We start from the raw sequence: 21,077 nt of genomic DNA on the forward strand, positions 1-21,077 counted from the left end.
CGAAGCGGCGGCACGCCGCACCGAGCTGCGGATCGTGCATGCACGATACTGCCCGGTCCCGCCCGACCCCTACGGCATCGTCGTCCCCGTCGACGAGATCTGCGCGGCCCGCGAGGCCGGCGAGCGGGTGCTGGGGGCGGCGGTCCGTCGCGTCCGCGCCATCGCCTCGGACCTCTCGGTGTCCGCACACCTGTCCTCAGGCGTCGCTGCCCAGATGCTGCTGGACTGGAGCCGGGACGCGGCGCTACTCGTCGTCGGAGCGGCTGGACCCGAGCAGCGCCGACACCACGTCGCCAGCACGCGACTGGCCAACTGGGCTGCCTGTCCGGTTGCGGTCATCCGTGACCGGCAGGTCCCCCAACGTGCCCGCACGAGCCCACGTGTCGTCCTGGGGGTAAACGGCTCGGGCCGGGCCACCCCGGCGATCCACGCCGCCTTCCAGGCTGCGGCCCAACGTGGCGTCCCGCTCCTGGTCGTCCACGCCTACAGGCCACCGGCTCCTTCGACCTCCACCGAGGCGTGGTCGAGCACCGCTAGCCGGAGTGTCAAACGCGCGCTACGCGCCGAGCGTGACGCCTTCCCCGACGTCCCGGTCATCGTCTCGATCGATACCGTCGGCCCGGTCGAGGCGTTGACCAGGCGAGCCGCCGACGCCGCCCTGGTCGTGGTCGGCTCGAACCTCCACCGCGGGATGCCGGCACTGAACCGCCGGCCGACATCCCACGCGCTCCTGGAACACGTCGCAGCACCGGTCCTCGTGGTGCCCCGCCGAACAGGCCGCCGCCACCCTTCACAGCGCCCCGATCAGGTAGGCCATGCCGACGTGCGGCATGCCGACACCGCCACGCAGGAGACACCGCCGGCTCACCGCCATGCCAACGATCACCACTGGTTCCCTGGGGGGCCGTCGCAGTGAACCGTTTCGGCCACCACACTCTCCACCGAGATGCCCGCCAGTCACACGCCCGTACTTGACGTCCACAGGGAAACAGCGCGATCACGTAGGGCACAGGGCTCCTCCTCGCAGGACGTGCCCGAATAGACACGAAAATTTCTTGTACAAATAGTTGTAGCTTGGTGGACTGCAGTCGTCGATGTGTCACCGCACCGGCGCCCGCACCGACCCGCACCGACCCCTTCGGCAACCGACAGTCAGACCGGCAGGCAGGAGCACGACGTGTCCTCAGCAACCGAGATCCACATCCTGGGTACCGAAACCGACCCGGCGAGGCGAGCACATGCACTGCTGCTTGATCGGGACACGGAGATGCTCGCCGACCTGGCGGCGAAGGTCGAGCTGGCCACCGGGTTCGGCCTCTCCTTGGTGCGTCGGGAGGAGGCCCAGGACTCGCTGGTCGAGTTCTGCTCGTCCCGTCTGCGCCGACACCTGGAGGCAACGGATCGCGTCCTCTACGCGGTCGCCGCGGGCGCCGAGGAGACCCGCCTGCTCGTGCGATCCCTGCGGCTACAGCACGAGATGATCCAGAGTCGCGTAGCCCGCCTTGCGCGGGCGAACACGGCCGACGAGGTGAACGAAGCCGCGCATGCCACCCTGACGCTGCTGCGGGCCTGCGCCGAGATCGAACGGCTTCTCCTGCTGCCGGCGCTGGCCGAGCTGCCGGGAGTCGAGCTCCCGGACCTCGCCGAGGACGTCTTCACTCTGCTGGCTTGCGGGCACCTCGATGTGCCCGATGTGCTCGACGTGCGGGAGATACCCCACGGTCGGCGCCATCCCCGCATCTTCGGGATCTACGCCCGTCTCGCACCCGGGGAGTCGTTCGTCCTGATCAACAACCACGACCCCAAGCCGCTGCACCGCCAGTTCCAGGCCACCTACCCGGACCAGTTCGGCTGGACCTACCTCGAGACCGGCCCCGCGCAGTGGCGCGTCCAGATCGCCAAATCGCTGCTGGAGGCCTGAGGGGATGACGGAGACTCCACGCGTCGTCCATGACATGCAGCATGTGCTCGCCGACCACACCGCCCTCGCACCCGGCGTGAGCTGGCGGCTCGCCGAGCCGGGCCGGCAGCTGGACGCCAACGTGCTCAACCTCGCCGCCGGCCACATCATCGAGACGCACGCGGAGCCAGACCTCGACGTCCTGGTCGTGGTCCTCTCCGGCACGGGCTGCGTCGAGACCGACGGCGCCACCCTGACGCTGACCGCCGGGGAACTGCTGTGGCTACCGCGCGGATCGACCCGCAAGCTCGCCGCCGGCGCCCACGGCCTGGCCTACCTCACCGTGCACCGACGGCGGCCCGGGTTGCAGATCAGGTCCGGTCCACCCTCATTCGGCTGAGCCTCTTCACCTGGGATGTAGGCAGGCACACTGGCCCTCCTATTTGTATCGTGTTACGATATTCCTGTCGGAGTGATTCGCCCGACGGGCTGGCACCCACTTTCGGAGGCGTGTCATGGCTCTGGACCCCGCGGTCGGGACCTCGCACGAGGACTGCTCCGCATGTGACCGGGACAGGACGGCCCATCGTGGCCAGATGACTGCGTTGGAGGTGCTGGTCACGGCCTTGCTGCTGTGGGGCCCGTGCCCACTTTCGGGCACCGAGCTCAAGGAGCGCCGCCGCACCGGCTCGCCCCGCCTCGCATCGCCCTGGCCGCTACCAGCCGTGCGTCCGATCGAGCAGGCTTCGGTCGGGCAATTCGAACCCTCCTGCCGGGGAGCGGTATCGCCGGGGCGGCGCCGCAACGTCCCGGATGCGCGGGCCAGTGTCGCGCTGCGCAGGAGGGTACGGGCCGGCGAGACCCGGGGCAGGCGACTCGCCGGATGTGTCGCAGGCTGCGCCAGGCCTGCGCCGGCCACCCGAGGAAGCGGAGGGACAGCATGACTCCGAACATCGATGCCCTGAGTACGAGCTCGCGCCGCTACGAGCCCGGCCCGGAGCTCACGCAGGCCTCCAACGCCTCCCCCGAGCTCTACGAGCTGGGGCTCGAGGAGTTCTGGGACCGCGAGGCCGGTCGTCGACTGGACTGGTTCACCCCGTACACCACGGTGCTGCGCTGGGAGCAGCCCTACGCGCAGTGGTTCCTGGGCGGGCAGCTCAACGCCACCGACAACTGCGTCGACCGGTGGGTGAGACGTGGCCACGGGGACCGCGTCGCCTTTCACCTGGTGCCCGACGACGGCCCCGGCTCAGCGGCCTGCACGGACCTGACCTACGCACAACTTCAGCGCAGGGTCGTGCAGTTCGCCAACGGGCTGAAAACCCTGGGCGTCGGCAAAGGCACCCCCGTCGGGATCTACCTGCAGATGGTCGCCGAGCTGCCCATCGCCATGCTCGCCTGCGCCCGCCTCGGCGCCCCGCATACCGTGATCTTCGGCGGATACAGTGGCAAGGCCGTCGCCGAGCGGGTCGCGGACATGGGCTGCACCGTGCTGATCACGCAGGACGAGGCGGTCCGGGCCGGGCGGGTGTGGCCTCAGAAGGCCAACGCCGACACCGGGCTTGCCGGGACCACCACCCAGATCGAGCACGTCGTCGTGGTCCGGCGCACCGGCGGTGAGGTCGCCATGCAGCCCTCGCGCGACATCTACTGGGATGAGTTGGTCGACGACCAGTCCGGCGAGCCGGCGAGTTGTCCGTGTGAGTCGATGGACTCCGAAGATCTGCTGTTCCTGCTCTACACCAGCGGCACGACCGGCAAGCCGAAGGGCGTCGTGCACACCACGGCCGGCTACCTGCTCGGCGCAGCCACGACCCACCACTACGTGTTCGACCTCAAGGACGACTCGGTCTACTGGTGCGCCGCGGACATCGGCTGGATCACCGGGCACACCTACATCGTCTACGGGCCACTGGCCAACGGCGCGACCAGCGTGCTCTACGAGGGCACCCCGTCGTATCCCGCTCGCGATGTCTGGTGGTCGATCATCGAGCGCTACGGCGTCGACATCCTCTACACCTCCCCCACCGCCATCCGCACCCACATGAAATGGGGGACGTCCCACGCAGTGGCGCACGACCTGTCCTCCCTGCGCGTCCTGGGCAGCGTCGGCGAGCCGATCAACCCCGAGGCCTGGGAGTGGTACCGCACCCACATCGGGGGCGGCGCCTGCCCAGTGGTGGACACCTGGTGGCAAACCGAGACCGGCCACATCCTCATCTCCCCGCTGCCCGGGGTGAGCACACTGAAGCCGGGTTCGGCGAGCAAACCGTTCCCCGGCGTCGACGCCGCGGTCTACGACGACAACGGCGCGCTCGTCAGGCCGGGCGAAGGCGGCAACCTCGTGCTGCGCCGGCCATGGCCGGGCATGATGCGGGGGCTGTTCGGGGACGACGAGCGTTACCGACAGAGCTACTGGGCCAAGTATCCCGACGCCTACTTCGCCGGCGACGGCGCGCGCATCGACGGCGACGGGGACTTCTGGCTGCTGGGGCGCATCGACGACGTGACCAACGTGTCGGGGCACCGGATCTCCACGATCGAGGTGGAGAGCGCGCTGGTCGACCATCCCGCGGTCGCGGAGGCAGCAGTCACCGGCCGGCGCGACCCCGACACCGGGCAGGCGATCATCGCCTTCGTCGCGGTGAAGGACGACGCCACCGGCTCCGATGAGCTGGCCGCTGCCCTGCGCGACCACGTGGCCACCCAGATCGGCAACCTCGCCAGGCCCACGCAGATCATCTTCAGCTCCGATCTGCCCAAGACCCGCTCCGGGAAGATCATGCGCAGGCTGCTCAAGAACCTCGCCGAGGGCGAACCGCTGGGAGACACCTCCACGCTGGTCGACCCGGCGGTCGTGCAGGACATGCAAGGCCAGGTCGGCTCCCGCCAGCGGGGCATCTCCGCGTCAAGGGAGCGCACCGGTATCGAGGAGGCCCAGCAATGAGCGGCTCGGGACGCAGTGATGACCTCTACCCGACGGCGACGCCCGAGATCGGGGCCCGCCGGCGCCAACTCGCCCCCGAGATCGACCAGGCCTTCCACAGCTTCAGCCGCGCGGTCTTCGCCGACGGGGCGCTCCCGCAGAAGACCAAGCAGCTCATCGCCGTCGCTGTCGCGCACGTGACCCAGTGCCCGTACTGCATCACCGGGCACACCCGTCTCGCGCACCGCAAGGGCGCCAGTTCCGAAGAGATCATGGAGGCCATCTGGGTCGCGGCCGAGATGCGCGCCGGCGGGGCTTTCGCCCACTCCACCCTCGCCCTGCACACCCTGGGGGAGACCGCGCCCGTTCCCGCCTCCGACGAGCCGGACGAGCCGCAGCCGGAAGCGGACAGTCCATGACGGCAATGCACGAGGACCTGGTAACCCGCCACATTCTGGCTTCAGCGAGGTAGATCCCCGTGGGGCACGGCGAGCCAGCATCGGATGCTGCCGCGACACCTTCGCCTGGAGCCTTCGCAGGAGCGGCCCGGGACCAGGCTGAACCTGGCCTGCATCCGATGGCACCGAGTTCTGGCACCGACTTCGTCGAGCACGGCTGATCAGGCCGGTTCATCGTGCATGTCGACGAGTGGTGGTCGCGCGAGCGCGGGGAGCGTGCAGTTTCTCGGCGTCGCGACCGCCCGGCCGGCGCGAGGACGCGGATCTTCGCTTCTCGGAATGCCCTGCCCGCGCGTGCGGTCGGAAGGCCGTCGCAGCGCGTGCTCGAGCTACCGAGCTACCAAGCGCGGCCGAGCCAGGTCAGGGGCAGGCCGGCGAGCCCTGCGCTCACTGAGCGGGTCAATTTCCGACGAGCTGGGCGAGGGAGACGTTGAGGTCAGCCAGTTCGGTGGCGTCGACCCGCTCACCGGAGCGGATCAGCTCCCGGATCGGCTCGGTGACGTCCCAGACGTTGACGTTCATCGCAGCCACCAGGCGCTCGTCGTGCAGCCAGAACGCGATGAACTCCCGGGCGTTCATATCGCCTCGGACGGCTACCTGGTCGTAGCCGCCGGGCTCGGTGTAGCCGGTGTATTCCATGCCCAGGTCGTACTGGTCGGTGAAGAAGTACGGCAGCCGGTCGTAGGAGGCCGTCTTCCCGAGCATGGTCGCAGCTGCGACGACCGGCTGGTGCAGCGCGTTGGCCCAGTGCTCGACGCGCAGCTGCCGGCCCAGCAGCGGATGGTAGGCGTTGGCGACGTCACCGGCGGCGAGGATGTCGTCGTCCGAGGTGACCAGGTGCCGGTTCACGAGGATGCCGTTGTCGACGTTCAAGCCGCATGAGCGAGCCAGATCGACGTTCGGGGTGACCCCCACAGCGACGATGACGAGGTCGGCGTCGAGGACGGTGCCGTCGGTGAGGTGCACCGCGCCGACGTGCGCCGGGTCGGCGCCGGGTTGCAGAGCCGAAACGCTGATCCCGCAGCGCAGCGTGACGCCGTGCTCGATGTGCAGATCGGCGAAGACCTTCGCCATCTCGGGACCGAGAACCCGCAGCAGGGGCAGCTCGGCATGCTCGAGGACCGTGACCTCGGCGTCGGCCGTGCGGGCTGCTGCGGCGGTCTCCAGGCCGATCCAGCCGCCACCGATGATCACCACTCTGGCGCCGGCGCGGAGTTCGGCCTTGAGCCGGTCCGAGTCGTCGAGGGTCCGGAGACAACGCACGCCGTCGAGATCGGAGCCCGGCACCGGTAGCCGTCGTGGTGTCGCGCCGGTCGCGAGGAGCAGCTTGTCGTAGCGCAGCCGCTCACCGCCACGGGTCGTGAGCTCGTGTTCGCGGCGGTCGACCGCGGTCACCACGGTGTCGAGTCGGAGATCCACCTTGTGCTCGGCGTACCAGGCTGCGGAGTGCACGAAGACCGTGTCGCGCTCGGCGTTGCCTTGCAGGTAGCCCTTGGACAGCGGTGGCCGCTCGTAGGGCCGGTGCGGTTCGGCGCCGAGCAGGACGATGCGTCCGTCGAAGCCGTCGGCGCGCAGCGCTTCTGCGGTCTTGGCGCCGGCCAGACCGGCGCCGACGATGGCGAACGTGCCCGAGTCACTCATTTGGGATCATCCTCTCCGCCGTCGCGCTTGGCGTCGGCGAGCTTGTGCTCGAGCGTGTCGACGAGCCTGGCCCAGGACCCTTCGAAGGTGGTCAGGCCGTCGTGCTCGAGCTTGTGCATCGCGTCGTCGTAGTCGATGCCGAGGTTCGCCAGTGCGGTCATCACCGCGGCGGCGTCGTCGTAGGCGGGGCGGACCGTGTCGCCGCGCAGGACGCCGTGGGCGGCCACGGCGCGCAGCGTCGCTTCGGGCATCGTGGTCACCACCCCGCTGGTGACCAGGTCGAGGACGTAGCGGGTGTCGGCGTAGGCCGGGTCTTTCACCCCGGTGGAGGCCCATAGCGGCCGCTGTGGCCGAGCCCCGGCCCGGCCGAGTGCGTGCCAGCGGTCGGAGGTGAAGACCTCGTCGTAGGTCCGGTACGCGAGGCGGGCGTTGGCGATCGCGGCCGCGCCCCGCACCGCCTTGGCCTCCGCGGAGCCGATGGCATCCAGACGCCGGTCGATCTCGGTGTCGACGCGGCTGACGAAGAACGAGGCGACCGAGGCGAGCCGGGTCAGGTCGCGACCGGCGGCGTGGGCCCGCTCGATACCGTCGAGGAAGGCGTCCATCACCTCGGTGTAGCGCGGCCGGGAGAAGATCAGGGTCACGTTGATGCTGATGCCCTCGGCCAGGCAGGTGGTGATGGCCGGCAGCCCGGCCGGGGTTGCGGGGATCTTGATGAACAGGTTCTGCCGGTCCACCAGCGACCACAACCGACGGGCCTCGGCCACCGTCCCCTCGGTGTCGTGTGCCAGGCGTGGGTCGACCTCGATCGACGCCCGTCCGTCTACTCCCCCGCTGGTGTCGTACGCCGGGCGCAGCAGGTCGCACGCCTCGGCCACATCCTGTGCCGTGATCAGACGCAGCGCCTCCTCGACGTCGACGTCCCGGCCGGCGAGTTCGCGGATCTGCCGGTCGTAGTGGTCGCTGCCGTTGATCGCCTTCGCGAAGATGGTGGGGTTGGTGGTGACACCGACCACGTGGCAGTCGCGGATCAGTCGGGCGAGGCTGCCCTCGGCCAGCCGAGCCCGGCTCAGGTCGTCGAGCCAGATCGCCACCCCGGCCCGGGTCAGCTCACCGAGTGGGTCAGCCATGACGGCCACCGGCCGGGACCGCCGAGGCGGCGGTGGTGAGGGCCAGGAACTCCGCGCGCGAGCGTGGATCCTCGCGCAGCGCCCCGAGCAGCGTCGAGGTGATCGTGCTGGTGCCGGCGGCGCAGACGCCGCGCACCCGCATGCACAGGTGCTCGGCCTCGATGACCACTCCGACCCCCCGTGGCTGGAGGTGGGTCTGCAGCCCGTCCGCGATCTGCTTGGTCAGTCGTTCCTGGACCTGGGGGCGGCGGGCGAACAGCTCGACCACGCGCGCGAGTTTGGACAGCCCGAGGATCCGCTGCCCCGGCAGGTAGCCGACGTGGGCGACCCCCAGGAAGGGCAGCATGTGGTGCTCGCAGATCGAGTGCACCGGGATGGTGCGCGCGAGCACCAGCTCGTCGTAGTGCTCGTCGTTGGCGAAGGTGGTGAGGTCGAAGGGGTGCGGGGTGAGCATCTCGGCGTAGGCGCGCGCCATCCGCCGCGGTGTGTCGGCCAGCGCGCCGGTGTGCGTGGCCACCCCGAGCGCGGCCAGGAATTCTGCGGCGGTCCGCTCCGCGGCCGTGAGGTCCATCCCGGGCGACGGGGGCACCACCCGTAGCGGGGTGGCCGGTGGGAACGGGGCCGAGACCGGGGCCGGGGAGGTCATGATGCCCGTGCCCGGCGGCCGCGGAGGCTGACCGCAGGGGCGAGTCGGGCGAGCGCGAGGGCGCCCACGAGCAGCCCGAAGTCGCGCAGGGCGATGTCGTAGAAACCGCCGATGAGCAGCAGGTTGACGATGATGCCGGCCAGCCAGGCGGCCACGACGTATCCGCCGATGCGGGGCAGCACCGCGACCAGCAGCCCGGCGAGGATCTCCACGGCCCCGACCGCGAGCATCGCCTGGTGCGCGGTCCCGGGGATCAGGGCGTCGATCTGAGGGGCCAGATACTGCTCCCAGTCTGTGAGCAGCCCGAAGAACTTGTCCAGGCCGAACAGCACCGGCGCCACCGTGAACACCGTGCGCAGCAGCAAAAACGCCTGGTGTGCGGCCAGTCCGGGGCTGGTAGCGGAGGGGACGTCGCGGTGGGTGGTCATGGCTTCCTCGCTTCTAAAGGAGACTTCTGTGAACGCTAGACTGTGGATATTCTTAGGTCAATGCTCGTGTCTTTTAGAAGGTGGTGTGCCCGTTGGACGACGACTTCGTCGCGCAGGTCAGCGGGGTCGGTGCGCTCGCCGACCCGGTCCGGCGCGCGCTGTACCTCTACGTCGTCGCGCAGTCGCAGCCGGTGAGCCGAGACCAGGCCGCCGCAGGTACCGAGATGGCGCGGCACACCGCCAAGTTCCACCTGGACAAGCTGGTGGAGGAGGGGTTGCTCGACACCGGGTTCCGCCCCTGACCGGTGGGCGTGGTCCGGGCGCGGGCCGCCCGACGAAGCTGTACCGGCGCTCGGCCCGCCAGGTTGCGGTCACGCTGCCCCCGCGCCAGTACGACTTGGCCGGGCAGATCCTGGCCGGCGCCGTCGAGGAGGCCGCCCGCGACGGTGCGGCCGTTCTCGGCGCGGTGCAGCGCGCGGCCGCGCACGCCGGGCACCGACTTGGTGCCGAGCAGCGCCGGCGCGCCACAGGCACCCAGGCCGTCCCGCTCGAGGACCTCGCCGCCGTGTTCGGCCTGTACGGATACGAACCTCGCGTCGAGCACGGCGTGCTCGTGCTCGGAAACTGCCCGTTCCACGCACTGGCCCGCGAGCACACCGCGCTGGTGTGCGGGATGAACCTGCGCCTCGTCATGGCGATGCTCGACGAGCTCGGAGTGCAGGCCAGGCTCGACCTGGTGCCGGGCCGGTGCTGCGTGACCCTGACCGTTCAACCGGAGTAGCTCGTCGCTCTCCGTCATGCTGGCGCTGGGCAGTCGGTCGGCCCCTCGTCGAGGCCGTAGACCGCGGCGGCCCGGCTCAGGACCGTGCGATCCCGCTCTCCCTGGCTGACCAGGTGCTCGAGTGCGCGCAGCACAATCCACGGCGCGTCCACGCGGTGATGCCGGCGCAGGACCGTGCGGGTATCGGAGCGGCCGAACCCGTCGGTCCCCAGCGAGGCCCACCGGCCCGGCACGAAGGGTGCGATCTGGTCGGGTACCGCGCGCATCCAGTCCGACACGGCCACCACCGGCCCCGGCCGGTCCCGCAACCGCCAGGTGACGTAGGGGACTCGCTGGGGCCGGCTGGGATGCAGGGAGTTCCACCGGTCCACCGCGAGGGCCTCGCGCCGAAGCTCGGTCCAGGACGTCACCGACCACACGTCGGCGCGCACCCTCCAGTGGTTGTGCAGCAGCCGCTGCGCCTGCAGGGCCCAGGGCACGGCGATACCTGAGGCGAGGATCTGCACGCGAGGTCCCTCGCCGTCGGGCGCGGCGGAGTAGCGGTGCATGCCGGCGAGGATGCCGCGCACGTCGACGTCGTCGGGCTCCGGCGGTTGGACGATCGGCTCGTTGTAGAGGGTGAGGTAGTAGAAGACGTTCGGATCCTCCCCTGGGCGGGGCTCGCCGTACATTCGCCGGAGCCCCTCGCGCACGATGTGGCCGAGCTCGAAGGAGTACGCGGCGTCGTAGGCCACGCAGGCCGGATTGGTCGAGGCCAGCAGCAGGGAATGCCCGTCCTGGTGTTGGAGGCCTTCCCCGTTCAGGGTCGTGCGGCCGGCGGTCGCGCCGAGCAGGAAACCGCGTGCCATCTGATCGGCGGCGGCCCAGAGGCCGTCGCCGGTGCGCTGGAAGCCGAACATCGAGTAGAAGACGTAGACGGGGATCATCGGTTCGCCGTGTGTGGCATACGAGGTGCCGGCGGCGGTCCAGGACGCGACCGAGCCGGCCTCGGTGATGCCCTCGTGCAGCAGGACGCCCGCGGCGTCCTCTTGGTAGCTCAGGAGTTGGTCGCGGTCCACCGACAGGTAACGCTGGCCGTGCGGGTTGTAGATCTTCTTCGACGGGAACAGCGCGTCCAGTCCGAAGGTCCGGGCCTCATCGGGGATGACGGGGACGAACCGCGGGCCGATCTCCGTGTCCTTCATCAGGTCCTTGAGCAACCGGACGAAGGCCATGGTGGTGGCGACCTGCTGGGTGCCCGAACCGTTGCGGGCCACCGCGTAGACCGGGTCCCCGGGCAGGACCAGTGGTGTGCTGGCTACGGTGCGGGCGGGTAGGTACCCACCCAGGGCATGCCGGCGTTCGTGCAGGTACACCAGCTCCTCCGACCAGCGGTGCGCCGGGTAGTACGGGGGCAGCGTGTCGTCGAGGGCTTTGTCCGGGATGTCGAGTTCGAGCCGATCGCGGAAGGCGCGCAGGTCCTCGTGGGTCAGCTTCTTCATCTGGTGGGTGGAATTGCGGCCCTCGAAGTGCGAGCCGAGCGTCCAGCCCTTGATGGTCTTGGCCAAGATCACCGTCGGTCGGCCGGTGTGCTCGGTCGCTGCCTTGTACGCGGCGTAGAGCTTGCGGTAATCGTGTCCCCCACGCTTGAGGTTCCAGATCTGGGTGTCGGACAAGTGCTCGACCATGGCTGCCGTCCGGGAGTCGCGGTTGAAGAAGTGTTCTCGGACGAACGCGCCGTCGTTGGCCTTGAAGGTCTGATAGTCGCCGTCGACGGTGGTGTTCATCAACTCGACCAGCGCGCCGTCGTCGTCGGCGGCGAGGAGCGGGTCCCATTCCCGCCCCCAGATCACCTTGATGACGTTCCAGCCCGCGCCGCGGAAGAACTCCTCGAGCTCCTGGATGATCTTGCCGTTGCCCCGGACCGGACCGTCGAGGCGCTGCAGGTTGCAGTTGACGACGAAGGTGAGGTTGTCCAGCTCTTCGCGGGCCGCCAACCCGACGGCAGCCAGGGATTCCGGCTCGTCCATCTCGCCGTCGCCGACGAAGGCCCACACCCGTTGTCGGGTGGTGTCGGCGATGTCCCGGGCGTGCAGGTAGCGGTTGAACCGGGCCTGATAGATCGCGTTGAGTGCGCCCAGACCCATCGAGACAGTCGAGAACTCCCAGAAGTCGGGCATCAGGCGGGGGTGAGGGTAGGAGGGCAGCCCGCCGCCCCTCGTGGTGTGGGAGACCTCCTGGCGGAACCCGTCGAGCTGGCCCTGCGAGAGCCGGCCCTCCAGGAACGCTCTGGCATAGATTCCCGGTGAGGCGTGGCCTTGGATGTAGATCTGGTCGCCGCCGCCTGCCGCGCAGCGGCCGCGGAAGAAGTGGTTGAACCCCACTTCGTAGAGCGACGCGGATGAGGCATAGGTCGAGATGTGGCCGCCCACGCCGATCCCGGGCCGCTGCGCTCGGTGCACCATGATCGCGGCGTTCCAGCGTATGTAGGCCTGGATCCGCCGCTCGATCCGCTCGTCCCCGGGGAACCGTGGCTCGGACTCGGGCGGGATCGTGTTGACGTAGTCGCTGCCGCGCAGACCTGGTACGCCCAACTGTCGCTCCTGCGCGCGCTCCAAGACGTTGAGCATGAGGTGGCGAGCTCGGTTACGCCCGGCGTGCTCGACCACGCCGTCAAGTGACTGCCGCCATTCCTCGGTCTCGGTCGGGTCGGGATCGTGTGAATCGCGGGCGCGCTGCTCGTCATTCGCGACTTGGCCTTCCGGCGCAGTGGTCATGGCCGTGTCCTCCCGTTCAGGTTGTGGCGAGCTGTACCGGGCAGGCCGGCACGCCCTGGGTGCTGGAGCAGCTGAACCGACCCCGGCCGATGTCGAACCGGCAGCTGCGCCCCGGCCGGCATCTCGCGGGCGTCCCAGACCGCCTTCATGCTCTCTTCGGGACAGGCCCCGTTGCGATGGGCGAGCTCGGTGTGCCCGATGCACTCCGGCACGACACCCTCGCTGAGCTCCGGAGCGATTCCCTGCGGCGCGCGGGCTCGGGTACCGCCGCCGGATGCATTCCCTCGGTCATCACTTCCTCCATCCGGCATACGGGGGATATCTGCTGTGGTGCCGGATGACCCACGGCGCGGCGCCGTCAGCGCCCGGAACCGGATGATCTTCGGCCGGTTCCTTGGTGACAGGTTTGATGACGACGACCGGGCAGGCGGCGTGCGCAGCCACATAGTGGCTGACCGAGCCGAGCAGGGCTCCGAAGATCGTCCCGTGTCCACGGGAGCCGACTACCAGTAGGTCGGCGCCCTCCGCGATCTGCATGAGCACCTCGGCGGGGTGCCCCTTGATGAGCGCGGTCATGACCGTCTCGTCGTCGGCTGCGACACCGGTATCGACGAGGGCCGACACGAGGATCCCTTCAGCCGCGACCAGCGGATGAACCTCGCCGACGGTGGCCGTGTCGGCGAAGGTCGACTCAACCGGGAAGTCCCACGCCGTCACCGCATGTACCGCAAGGCGGCGCCCGGATGCTTCCCGGACCGCCCGGCGCAGGGCGGCCAGCGATCCGGGAGAGCCATCGACGCCGACCACTATTCGACCCCTCTGCGCTCGCAGGTCCGCGCCGGACGAGGCGGCCATCAGTCGGTCGTCGATCCGGCGACGAGCAGGTCCACGAGCACGGCCGCCTCGCTGCTCTCGACCTCTCGGGTAGCGGTGAGCAGGGCCATCGGCCGCTGCTGCGCCAACTCGCGCAGGTGCTGCAGCGCAGCGGCCCGCTCGGGATCGGCGAGCTCGCTCCGGTAGCGGCGTCCGAACTCGGCGAACCGGGTCGGGTCGTGGCCATACCACCTCCGCAGCGCCGCGGACGGAGCGATCTGCTTGCACCATTCGTCGAGGTCGGCCCGGTTCTTGGTCAAACCGCGTGGCCAGAGGCGGTCGACCAACACCCGAGTGCCGTCCTCGGCTGTACGCGCGTCGTAGACCCGGCCGACCCTCACGCGTGGCCGTGGCATCTTCGGACTGCCGCTTCCGCCACTGTCGGTGTCAGCCCCAGCGGCCACCCGGGGGATCCAACGACCGCCCTCGTTCTCCCATCTCGCCAGGGCCAGGTCCAGGGCCAGGTCCGGACCAGTTGTGGCTCCCGGGAATCCAGCGGCCCCCGGGTCCGACGACGCTCTCAGCAGCCGGCGTTCGGTCTCGAAGAGAATCTCCCGGTCGTGGTTGTTGAGCACGAGGCACCTCCTGGCGACCCTGCCCGTTTCACGGGGCCGATCTCGGATACTCATCTCGTAAAAGGATCTATATAGGCGGACTAATCCATCGAGAGCCCGTCGGCGGTGGGCCGGGCATACGTTGCTGTGCGACTGGTGCAGGCAAGGGCAGGGCCGGGGTTTCGACGCGCCGGATCGTCGTCGGATCCGTCGTCGGCTTCGGTCAGGTGACGCCGGACAGAGCCGACCACTTGCGCTCTCCCGGGCCAGTTCGTCCGTCGAGGCCAGGTCATTGGGCACCGGGGTCCTCCTCGATGTCGGGCTGGAACGCACGCGCGGCGAGCTCGGACGGCGCCGGCTCGGCGTGGCTCCAACGGCCGACGGAGTGACGCTCGGCGCGCAGGCGCTCCACCAGGTGCGGGTAGTGCAGCTCGAACGCGGGGCGCTCGGAGCGGATCCGCGGCAGCTCGGTGAAGTTGTGCCGCGGCGGCGGGCAGGAGGTGGCCCACTCCAGCGAGTTGCCGTGCCCCCACGGGTCATCGAGGGTGACCATCCGCCCGTACCGGTAGCTGCGGAAGACGTTCCAGACGAACGGCAACACCGACAGCCCGAGCACGAACGCGCCGATCGAGCTGATCATGTTGAGCGTGGTGAACCCGTCCGTCGGCAGGTAGTCGGCGTAGCGGCGCGGCATGCCTTCGTTGCCCAGCCAGTGCTGCACCAGGAACGTGGTGTGGAACCCGAGGAAGGTCAGCCAGAAGTGCAGCTTGCCGAGGGGCTCGTCGAGCATCCGGCCGGTCATCTTCGGGAACCAGAAGTAGATCCCGGCGTAGGTCGCGAACACGATCGTCCCGAACAGGACGTAGTGGAAGTGCGCGACGACGAAGTAGGTGTCGGTGACGTGCCAGTTCAGCGGGGGCGAGGCCAACAGGACCCCGGTCATCCCACCGAAGAGGAACGTCGCGGCGAACCCGAGCGAGAACAGCATCGGCGTCTCGAAGGTCAGCTTGCCTCTCCACATCGTGCCGATCCAGTTCACGAACTTGATCCCCGTGGGGATCGCGATCAGGAAGCTCGTGAGGGAGAAGAAGGCCAGCAGCACAGCGCCGGTCGCGAACATGTGGTGGGCCCACACCGACATCGACAGCATCGCGATCGCGAGGGTCGCGAAGACCATGCCCTTGTAGCCGAACAGCGGTTTGCGACTGAAGACAGGGAAGATCTCGGTGACGATGCCGAAGAACGGCAGGGCGACGATGTAGACCTCGGGATGGCCGAAGAACCAGAACAGGTGCTGCCAGAGGATCCCCCCGCCGTGTGCTGGGTCGAACACGTGCGCGCCGAGCTGCCGGTCCGCCAGCAGCCCGAACAGGGCCGCCGTGAGCACCGGGAACGCCATCAGGACCAGCAGAGACGTGACGAACACGTTCCACGTGAAGATCGGCATGCGGAACATGACCATCCCGGGGGCGCGCAGGCAGACGATCGTGGTCACGAAGTTCACCGCGCCGAGGATCGTGCCCAGTCCGGCGACGATCAGCCCGCAGATCCACAGGTCTTGCCCTGCGCCGGGGGAGTGGAGGGCGCCGGAGAGCGGAGTGTAGGCAAACCACCCCGAGTCCGCGGCGCCCCCGGGGGTCAGGAAACCGGCCATCACGGTGAGACCACCGAACAGAAACAGCCAGTAGGAAAGCGCGTTGAGCCGGGGGAACGCGACGTCCGGTGCACCGATCTGCAGGGGCATGATGTAGTTCGCGAACCCGATGAAGATCGGGGTGGCATAGAGCAGCAGCATGATCGTGCCGTGCATGGTGAACAGCTGGTTGTACTGCTCGCTCGAGAGGAACTGCTGCTCCGGCCGGGCCAGCTCGGCGCGGATGAGCAGGGCCATCGCCCCGCCCACCATGAAGAACCCGAAGGAAGTGACCAGATAGAGAAGGGCAATGTCCTTCGGGTCCGTCGTGCGCAACATCTTCAGGAGCGTGGATCCCTTGCCCGACCGGCGCGCCGGGTACGGGCGCGGGGTGATCGGCTTCGGTTCGACGGCGGTCATGGGGTCCCCCGCTCCAGATGCTGCGGTGAAAGGGTGAGGAGCTCGCTCGCCTGCGCACCGGGTAGCCGGCGGCGGATCGCGCCGGCGATCCGGGTGGCCTGGCTCTTGGCCAGCTCCGCCCGCTTCCCCGCGTGCCGCTGATCGACGGTCGCCGTCCACAGCGCTCGCCAGCGCGCGAAGTGCGCCTCAGCGAGCTCACATCGTGCATTCAGATCGAGGTGGGGGCGCAACGCGTTGCGGTGATACGTCCCGTCCCGGAGCAACACCGTGGACCAGAAGTCGCACATCACCGGCAGGTGCGCGGACAGGTCCACGCGGGCGACCTCGACGAAGATCGGCCCGAGGACCTCGTCGCTGAACACCCGCCGATAGACCTCGTCCACCAGATCGGTGATATCGCCGCGGTCGGCGATTTCGTGGCGTAGCGACCCGGCGCTCACGACGCGCCCCCGCTGACGCGGACGGCCCCGAGTACGGGCAACGTCGCAACCTTGATCACAGGGTGACGGCGGAGGCCGGGCGCGAGCACGGTGACTCGGCTCCCGCCCTGGCGAGGCGTGCGTGAGCGCCTCGCCCGCGCCAGGGCATTGAAAGCACCAGCCGGACTCATCGCTCTGCCGCCGCGTGGGCCGCTACCACTGCCGCATCCGGAGCGGCGTGGTGTGCCGCCCGGTCGGCCGGGACAGCGCCGTTCGGTCGCGTAGGGGCACCGGGAGGCACCGGCCCAGTGGCCTCGGAGGGTGCTGCGCGTTCGAGGAAGCGCAGCAGCTCGACGGGGAAGGGCAGGACCAGGGTGGAGTTCTTCTCCGCCGCGACCTCGACGACGGTCTGCAGCAGCCGCAGCTGCAGCGCGGCGGGATGGGCGGTCATCACCTCGGCCGCCTCGGCGAGCTGCTTGGAGGCCTGCAGCTCGCCCTCGGCCGTGATCACCCGGGACCGGCGTTCGCGCTCGGCCTCGGCCTGGCGCGACATCGAGCGTTTCATCGACTCCGGCAGCACCACGTCCTTGATCTCCACGCGGTCGATGTGCACGCCCCAGCCGACCGCCGGGTTGTCGATCATCAGCTCGAGGCCCTGGTTGAGCCGCTCGCGGTTGGACAGCAGGTCGTCGAGCTCGCTCTTGCCGATGATCGAACGCAGCGACGCCTGCGCCACCTGCAGGATCGCCGAGCCGTAGTCCTGCACGTCCACGGCCACCCGCACCGGGTCCACCACGCGGTAGTAGACGACCGCGTCGACCCGGACGGTGACGTTGTCGCTGGTGATCCCGTCCTGGGCGGGGACCGGCAGGGTCACCACCTGCAAGCTGACCTTCTGCAGACGGTCCGCGACCGGGGCGAGCAGGGCAAGCCCCGGGCCGAGGGTCTGCGGACGCACCCGGCCGAACCGGAACACCACCCCCCGCTCGAATTGGGTGATGACCCGCACGCTCAGCCCGAGCAACACCACAACCAGCGTCAGAACTGCGATCAGTACGTAGGCGGTAATCGTCATGTCGTGCCTCCGGCGTTCGCCCCCGAACCGGACGACCCGAACTCGCGACGGATCTACAGGTGGGGCCGCCATCTCGATGGGACGTTTCTCAAGGCTCGTCGTGCGGGTCCGTCATTTGTGCTGGGCGGCGCGTGGGACCCGAGCGCCGCCAGGCCACCCAGATCAGTCCGGTCACCGCAGCGAACGCCAGCGCGCCGGCCAAGGACACGGTCGCCAGCATGACTGTGAAGAACAGCGCTGCGGCCACGATCGCGACTGCGATCGCGAACGACATCCCGCAGTGGGGGTGGCTGTCCAGACGCTTCGCGCGAGCGTCGAACAGCCGCGGTAATTCTGGGTCGTCGGCCATGAATTGACGTTCGAGTTCCTCCAACGTCTTCCGCTCGTGATCACTGAGCACGCCGCCTCCTCATAAAGGACGCTCGGTCCGGAGCCGGGAGCGTCAATGGACGGCATCCCGTTCCCAACGGCCGGTGGGCTGGACCCGAAAGAACGGCCGATCCAGCCGGAGTCGGGTCCGGCTAATGCCAATACTGCTCCGACCGACCATTCCACGGCACCAGGGCAGTCGGCCAACTTCCCCCTGATCAGGTTGCCGACGACTGGCAGCCTCACTACGGGCACCAGCGATCGGGAGCGGGACACCCATACCGGCACTGACCGACCCCGGCCGCGCCGGGGACACGGCGTGGATCAACCGTGTTCTATGCCAGCGGGTCCCCCGCGTTGCTGGCGGCCGACGCCCGATATGGGCGAACACCGATGTCGGTCTTGCCGGGCCTGGGCAAGCTGCACTACCACAACCGTGGCCCTCGTGCGATCACATCTCGACCAACTGTATCGTGATGCGATATACCTGCGGGCTGATGAAGATTGAACGCAGCCGGTCAAGGCCCGTCGGCCCTAGCGACCTCGGGACTGCTACCCGATGCTGATTGAGCACGGAGAGCGAGGGAAGTCGAGTGGAGATCGTTGTCAGCGGCCGGAACGTGGGGGTGCCGGAGCATTTTCGGATCCGCGTTGGGGAGAAGATCGGCCGTCTGGAGCGCTACGACCACAAGCTCACCGGCTTGGATGTCGAGCTCGTCCACGAGCCGAACCGCCGGCAGAGCAAGAGCTGTCAGCGGGTAACGATCACGGGCAGAGGATGCGAGCCGATGGTCCGCGCCGAGGCCTGCGCACAGGACTTCTACGGGGCGCTGGACTGCGCCGTCGCCAAGCTGGCGAGACAGCTCCGGCGCTCGCATGACCGCGGCCGGATTACCGCCCGCCGGAGGAGGATCACCGCCGGGCCGGACGTACCCGCTGCCGTTGGGTTGCTGGAGCAGTTGCCGGGGGTCGACAGCCGCGGCGACCTCGTACCGGACGACCGCGAGGACGAGGACGACACGACTCCCCCACCCCGCGACCAGGACGACTACCTCGTGCGGTCCGACTTCGTCGATGCTCCGCCCAGCACGCCGCCCGTGCGCGGCGATCACGCTCCCGCGCTAGCAATCGAATCCCGCGGTGCCGCCCTGCTCGCCCGAGGCCGAGGACATGACCCGGTAACGAGGCCCGGCTCGGTCTCCGACCTGCACCACGGCCGCAGCCCGTCCGCGATCTTTGGCCACGACAGCACGCGGACGACGCAACCACCCGCCGGGCCCGCCGCAGATCCGGTCCCTGAAGGCGATCAAGCAACCGGCCACGACGAGGGCGCCGCGCACCGCTGCACCGCACGGAACCGGCGATGATCGGCATAGACAACAACAGCGGCTCCCGGTCCCATGAACGACAGTGTCCGTCCCATGGTCGCTTGATCCAGCGAAGCAGCGGACGTGCCAGGCCAAGGTGAGCCGCGCCCACGTGCGCGAGCCGAACCACCCATGGTGGACGACACCTGGCTGACCGAGATAGCGCAGGCGGCCGGCCGCGAGGTCCGTGGTGCCCCGGTGGAGCTCCTCGGCGACTACTTGATGATGTTGGCCGAGGCCGCCATCACCGGACGCAAGCCGCACTCGTCCGAGATCGATGCGGTGGGGATGCTGGGAAGGAGAGCCGCCGAGCTCGGGGTGTCGGCGGGCAGCGCCGTGCAGCTCTATCTCGCCGCCGCTCGACGGGTCTGGGGCGGGCTTCCGATGGTGGTCCGCTCGCGGGACAGCGGGGCGGTACGGGCCGCTGCCGAGGCGGTGCTACACGTGGTCGACGCCGCGGTCGCCAGCCTCGTCGAGGGCTACACCGAGGCCCGCCGGCAGATGGTGCGCTGGGAGGAGACGCTGCGTCACGAGTTCATCGAGGACCTGCTGCGCGGAGACGCCGATGTGGGGCGGCTGGTAGAACGGGCTGAACCTTTCGGGCTGGACATGGCCCGCCCGCATCAGGTTGCCTTGGCCGCGCCGACGGGGCGGCTCGAGGACGCCGAGTCGGCGGTCAGTTCCCTGGAACATGCAGTTGTGCGCCGCGTCGGCGACCGCGATGTGTTGGTGGCCGCAAAGGACGGCTTGATCGTCGTTGTGGCCCCCGCCGACGCTGACATGCCGTCTCCGCCCGGAGCCCGATCGCCAGTGAAGCTCGGCGATTTCATGTTCGCGGAACTCGGCCAGTCGCGCCGCGGCCGGCCGTGGCGGGTCAGTGTGGGACGGCCCTACCCGGGCTCCTACGGGATCCCCCGCTCGTACGAGGAAGCTCGTGAGGGCCTGACCATGGCGGTGCGGCTGCACCTGGACACTCCCGTGGTCTGTGCCGAGCAGCTGCTCATCTACCGCGTACTCCTACGCGATCAACCCGCCATCACCGACCTGGTCCTGTCCGTGCTGGGCGAGCTGGTCCGGGCGCGTGGTGGAGCCGAACCGCTCCTGGACACCCTCAATGCCTACTTCGCCACCGGCAGCGTCGTCACCGAAACCGCGCGGCGTCTGCACCTGTCCGTCCGCGCGGTCACCTACCGCCTTGACCGGATCAGAACGCTCACCGGCTACGACCCCACAGATCCCGAGCAACGCTTCACCATCCAGACCGCGGCGCTCGGCGCGAAACTACTTGGCTGGCCGAAACACGACCGGGACGAGCCGCGCTGATCGACACGTGCTGAACCCGTTGTTGCACCCTGCTGCCTCTACGCGAATCCGGTCATGGTTGTGGCGCTGTCCGAGGATCACTGACCTCGGGGTGGACGGTCGCGCGGCCCGTGAGGGCCGTCTCGTTCGGCCGGACTGTTCACGGGGACATTGGATCCGCATGTGGCCCTGCTGACGTGCCTGCCAGGCCGAGGCGCTGCTTGAGGTTCTCGAGCTCGTCGCGCATCGAGGTGGGCAGCTTGTGGCCGACCTTGGCGAACCACTCCTCGATGAGCGGGATCTCCTGCTTCCACTCCTCGGGATCGACCTTCAACGCGGCCGCGACCCAGTGCTGGAAGTAGTCACCGACGTTGTAGCCGAGGAACGGCAGCATGGCCA

General features: G+C 69.2%; 21 protein-coding genes. 9 read left to right on the plus strand and 12 right to left on the minus strand.

The genetic code is table 11. The annotated features are described in order from the left end of the window. The 5 genes from LWC33_RS32105 to LWC33_RS32125 all read left to right on the plus strand — a co-directional run. Positions 1–916: universal stress protein (locus tag LWC33_RS32105; protein WP_233308467.1), on the plus strand; the 916-nt coding region annotated here is incomplete at its 5' end. 351 nt (positions 917–1,267) lie between these two features. Beyond that, positions 1,268–1,921 (plus strand): DUF2249 domain-containing protein, encoded by a 654-nt coding sequence (locus tag LWC33_RS32110; RefSeq protein ID WP_233308468.1) that lies wholly within the window; start codon positions 1,268–1,270, stop codon positions 1,919–1,921. Positions 1,922–1,955: 34 nt separating this feature from the next. Next, positions 1,956–2,300 (plus strand): cupin domain-containing protein, encoded by a 345-nt coding sequence (locus LWC33_RS32115; RefSeq protein ID WP_233308469.1) that lies wholly within the window; start codon positions 1,956–1,958, stop codon positions 2,298–2,300. Between the two features lie 540 nt (positions 2,301–2,840). Beyond that, complete coding sequence (acs, locus tag LWC33_RS32120) at positions 2,841–4,847, plus strand: acetate--CoA ligase (RefSeq protein ID WP_233308470.1); 2,007 nt, start codon at positions 2,841–2,843, stop codon at positions 4,845–4,847. Next, positions 4,844–5,245 (plus strand): carboxymuconolactone decarboxylase family protein, encoded by a 402-nt coding sequence (locus LWC33_RS32125; RefSeq protein WP_233308471.1) that lies wholly within the window; start codon positions 4,844–4,846, stop codon positions 5,243–5,245. Before acs ends, LWC33_RS32125 begins: the two co-directional genes overlap by 4 nt. A 438-nt stretch (positions 5,246–5,683) precedes the next feature. Here the strand turns inward: LWC33_RS32125 and LWC33_RS32130 are convergent, their stop codons facing one another. From LWC33_RS32130 to LWC33_RS32145, 4 genes are read right to left on the minus strand one after another with little or no spacing between them, the layout of a single operon-like run. Further along, complete coding sequence (locus LWC33_RS32130) at positions 5,684–6,925, minus strand: NAD(P)/FAD-dependent oxidoreductase (RefSeq protein ID WP_233308472.1); 1,242 nt, start codon at positions 6,923–6,925, stop codon at positions 5,684–5,686. Then, positions 6,922–8,055 carry a transaldolase gene (gene tal / locus LWC33_RS32135; RefSeq protein WP_233308473.1) on the minus strand — a complete coding sequence of 378 codons (1,134 nt, stop codon included), beginning with the start codon at positions 8,053–8,055 and terminating at the stop codon, positions 6,922–6,924. Before tal ends, LWC33_RS32130 begins: the two co-directional genes overlap by 4 nt. Then, a complete protein-coding gene (gene folE, locus LWC33_RS32140; protein WP_372476782.1) occupies positions 8,048–8,701 on the minus strand; it encodes a GTP cyclohydrolase I FolE in 654 nt (217 codons plus the stop codon). Before folE ends, tal begins: the two co-directional genes overlap by 8 nt. Next, complete coding sequence (locus tag LWC33_RS32145) at positions 8,698–9,129, minus strand: hypothetical protein (protein ID WP_233308474.1); 432 nt, start codon at positions 9,127–9,129, stop codon at positions 8,698–8,700. Before LWC33_RS32145 ends, folE begins: the two co-directional genes overlap by 4 nt. A 92-nt stretch (positions 9,130–9,221) precedes the next feature. Here LWC33_RS32145 and LWC33_RS36350 point away from each other — a divergent pair, with 92 nt between their 5' ends. Both LWC33_RS36350 and LWC33_RS36355 read left to right on the plus strand, forming a co-directional pair. Beyond that, positions 9,222–9,431 carry a helix-turn-helix domain-containing protein gene (locus LWC33_RS36350; protein ID WP_308191039.1) on the plus strand — a complete coding sequence of 70 codons (210 nt, stop codon included), beginning with the start codon at positions 9,222–9,224 and terminating at the stop codon, positions 9,429–9,431. 95 nt (positions 9,432–9,526) lie between these two features. Further along, positions 9,527–9,910 (plus strand): helix-turn-helix domain-containing protein, encoded by a 384-nt coding sequence (locus tag LWC33_RS36355; protein WP_308191040.1) that lies wholly within the window; start codon positions 9,527–9,529, stop codon positions 9,908–9,910. Positions 9,911–9,924: 14 nt separating this feature from the next. On the opposite strand, the gene aceE is transcribed toward LWC33_RS36355, so the two are convergent. The 7 genes from aceE to LWC33_RS32185 form a co-directional block, all read right to left on the minus strand. Continuing rightward, positions 9,925–12,666 (minus strand): pyruvate dehydrogenase (acetyl-transferring), homodimeric type, encoded by a 2,742-nt coding sequence (gene aceE / locus LWC33_RS32155; protein WP_233308485.1) that lies wholly within the window; start codon positions 12,664–12,666, stop codon positions 9,925–9,927. 291 nt (positions 12,667–12,957) lie between these two features. Then, positions 12,958–13,521, minus strand: a complete 564-nt coding sequence (locus tag LWC33_RS32160) for a universal stress protein (RefSeq protein WP_233308475.1) — start codon at positions 13,519–13,521, stop codon at positions 12,958–12,960. Then, positions 13,521–13,895 (minus strand): DUF488 domain-containing protein, encoded by a 375-nt coding sequence (locus tag LWC33_RS32165; RefSeq protein WP_255693736.1) that lies wholly within the window; start codon positions 13,893–13,895, stop codon positions 13,521–13,523. Before LWC33_RS32165 ends, LWC33_RS32160 begins: the two co-directional genes overlap by 1 nt. A 487-nt stretch (positions 13,896–14,382) precedes the next feature. Further along, on the minus strand, positions 14,383–16,146 hold the full coding sequence (ctaD, locus tag LWC33_RS32170) for an aa3-type cytochrome oxidase subunit I (RefSeq protein ID WP_233308477.1): 1,764 nt from the start codon (positions 16,144–16,146) through the stop codon (positions 14,383–14,385). After that, positions 16,143–16,586 (minus strand): group III truncated hemoglobin, encoded by a 444-nt coding sequence (locus LWC33_RS32175; RefSeq protein ID WP_233308478.1) that lies wholly within the window; start codon positions 16,584–16,586, stop codon positions 16,143–16,145. The genes ctaD and LWC33_RS32175 overlap by 4 nt, the downstream gene beginning before the upstream one ends. 166 nt (positions 16,587–16,752) lie before the next feature. Further along, positions 16,753–17,640: a slipin family protein gene (locus tag LWC33_RS32180; RefSeq protein WP_233308479.1), complete on the minus strand. Its 888-nt coding sequence runs from the start codon at positions 17,638–17,640 to the stop codon at positions 16,753–16,755. 88 nt (positions 17,641–17,728) lie between these two features. Then, positions 17,729–18,040: a DUF3040 domain-containing protein gene (locus LWC33_RS32185; protein WP_233308480.1), complete on the minus strand. Its 312-nt coding sequence runs from the start codon at positions 18,038–18,040 to the stop codon at positions 17,729–17,731. Between the two features lie 562 nt (positions 18,041–18,602). On the opposite strand from LWC33_RS32185, the gene hpf reads away from it, so the two are divergent. Together hpf and LWC33_RS32195 are read left to right on the plus strand one after the other, a co-directional pair. Continuing rightward, entirely contained in the window at positions 18,603–19,376 is a 774-nt protein-coding gene (hpf, locus tag LWC33_RS32190) for a ribosome hibernation-promoting factor, HPF/YfiA family (RefSeq protein ID WP_233308481.1), read from the plus strand. Positions 19,377–19,508: 132 nt separating this feature from the next. Then, on the plus strand, positions 19,509–20,699 hold the full coding sequence (locus LWC33_RS32195) for a PucR family transcriptional regulator (protein WP_233308482.1): 1,191 nt from the start codon (positions 19,509–19,511) through the stop codon (positions 20,697–20,699). Between the two features lie 139 nt (positions 20,700–20,838). Here LWC33_RS32195 and LWC33_RS32200 read toward each other — a convergent pair. After that, a partial coding sequence (locus LWC33_RS32200; RefSeq protein ID WP_233308483.1) for a phosphoenolpyruvate carboxykinase domain-containing protein occupies positions 20,839–21,077 on the minus strand: 239 nt, incomplete at its 5' end.

This window comes from Pseudonocardia terrae (genome assembly GCF_021343995.1).
Lineage (GTDB): Bacteria > Actinomycetota > Actinomycetes > Mycobacteriales > Pseudonocardiaceae > Pseudonocardia > Pseudonocardia terrae.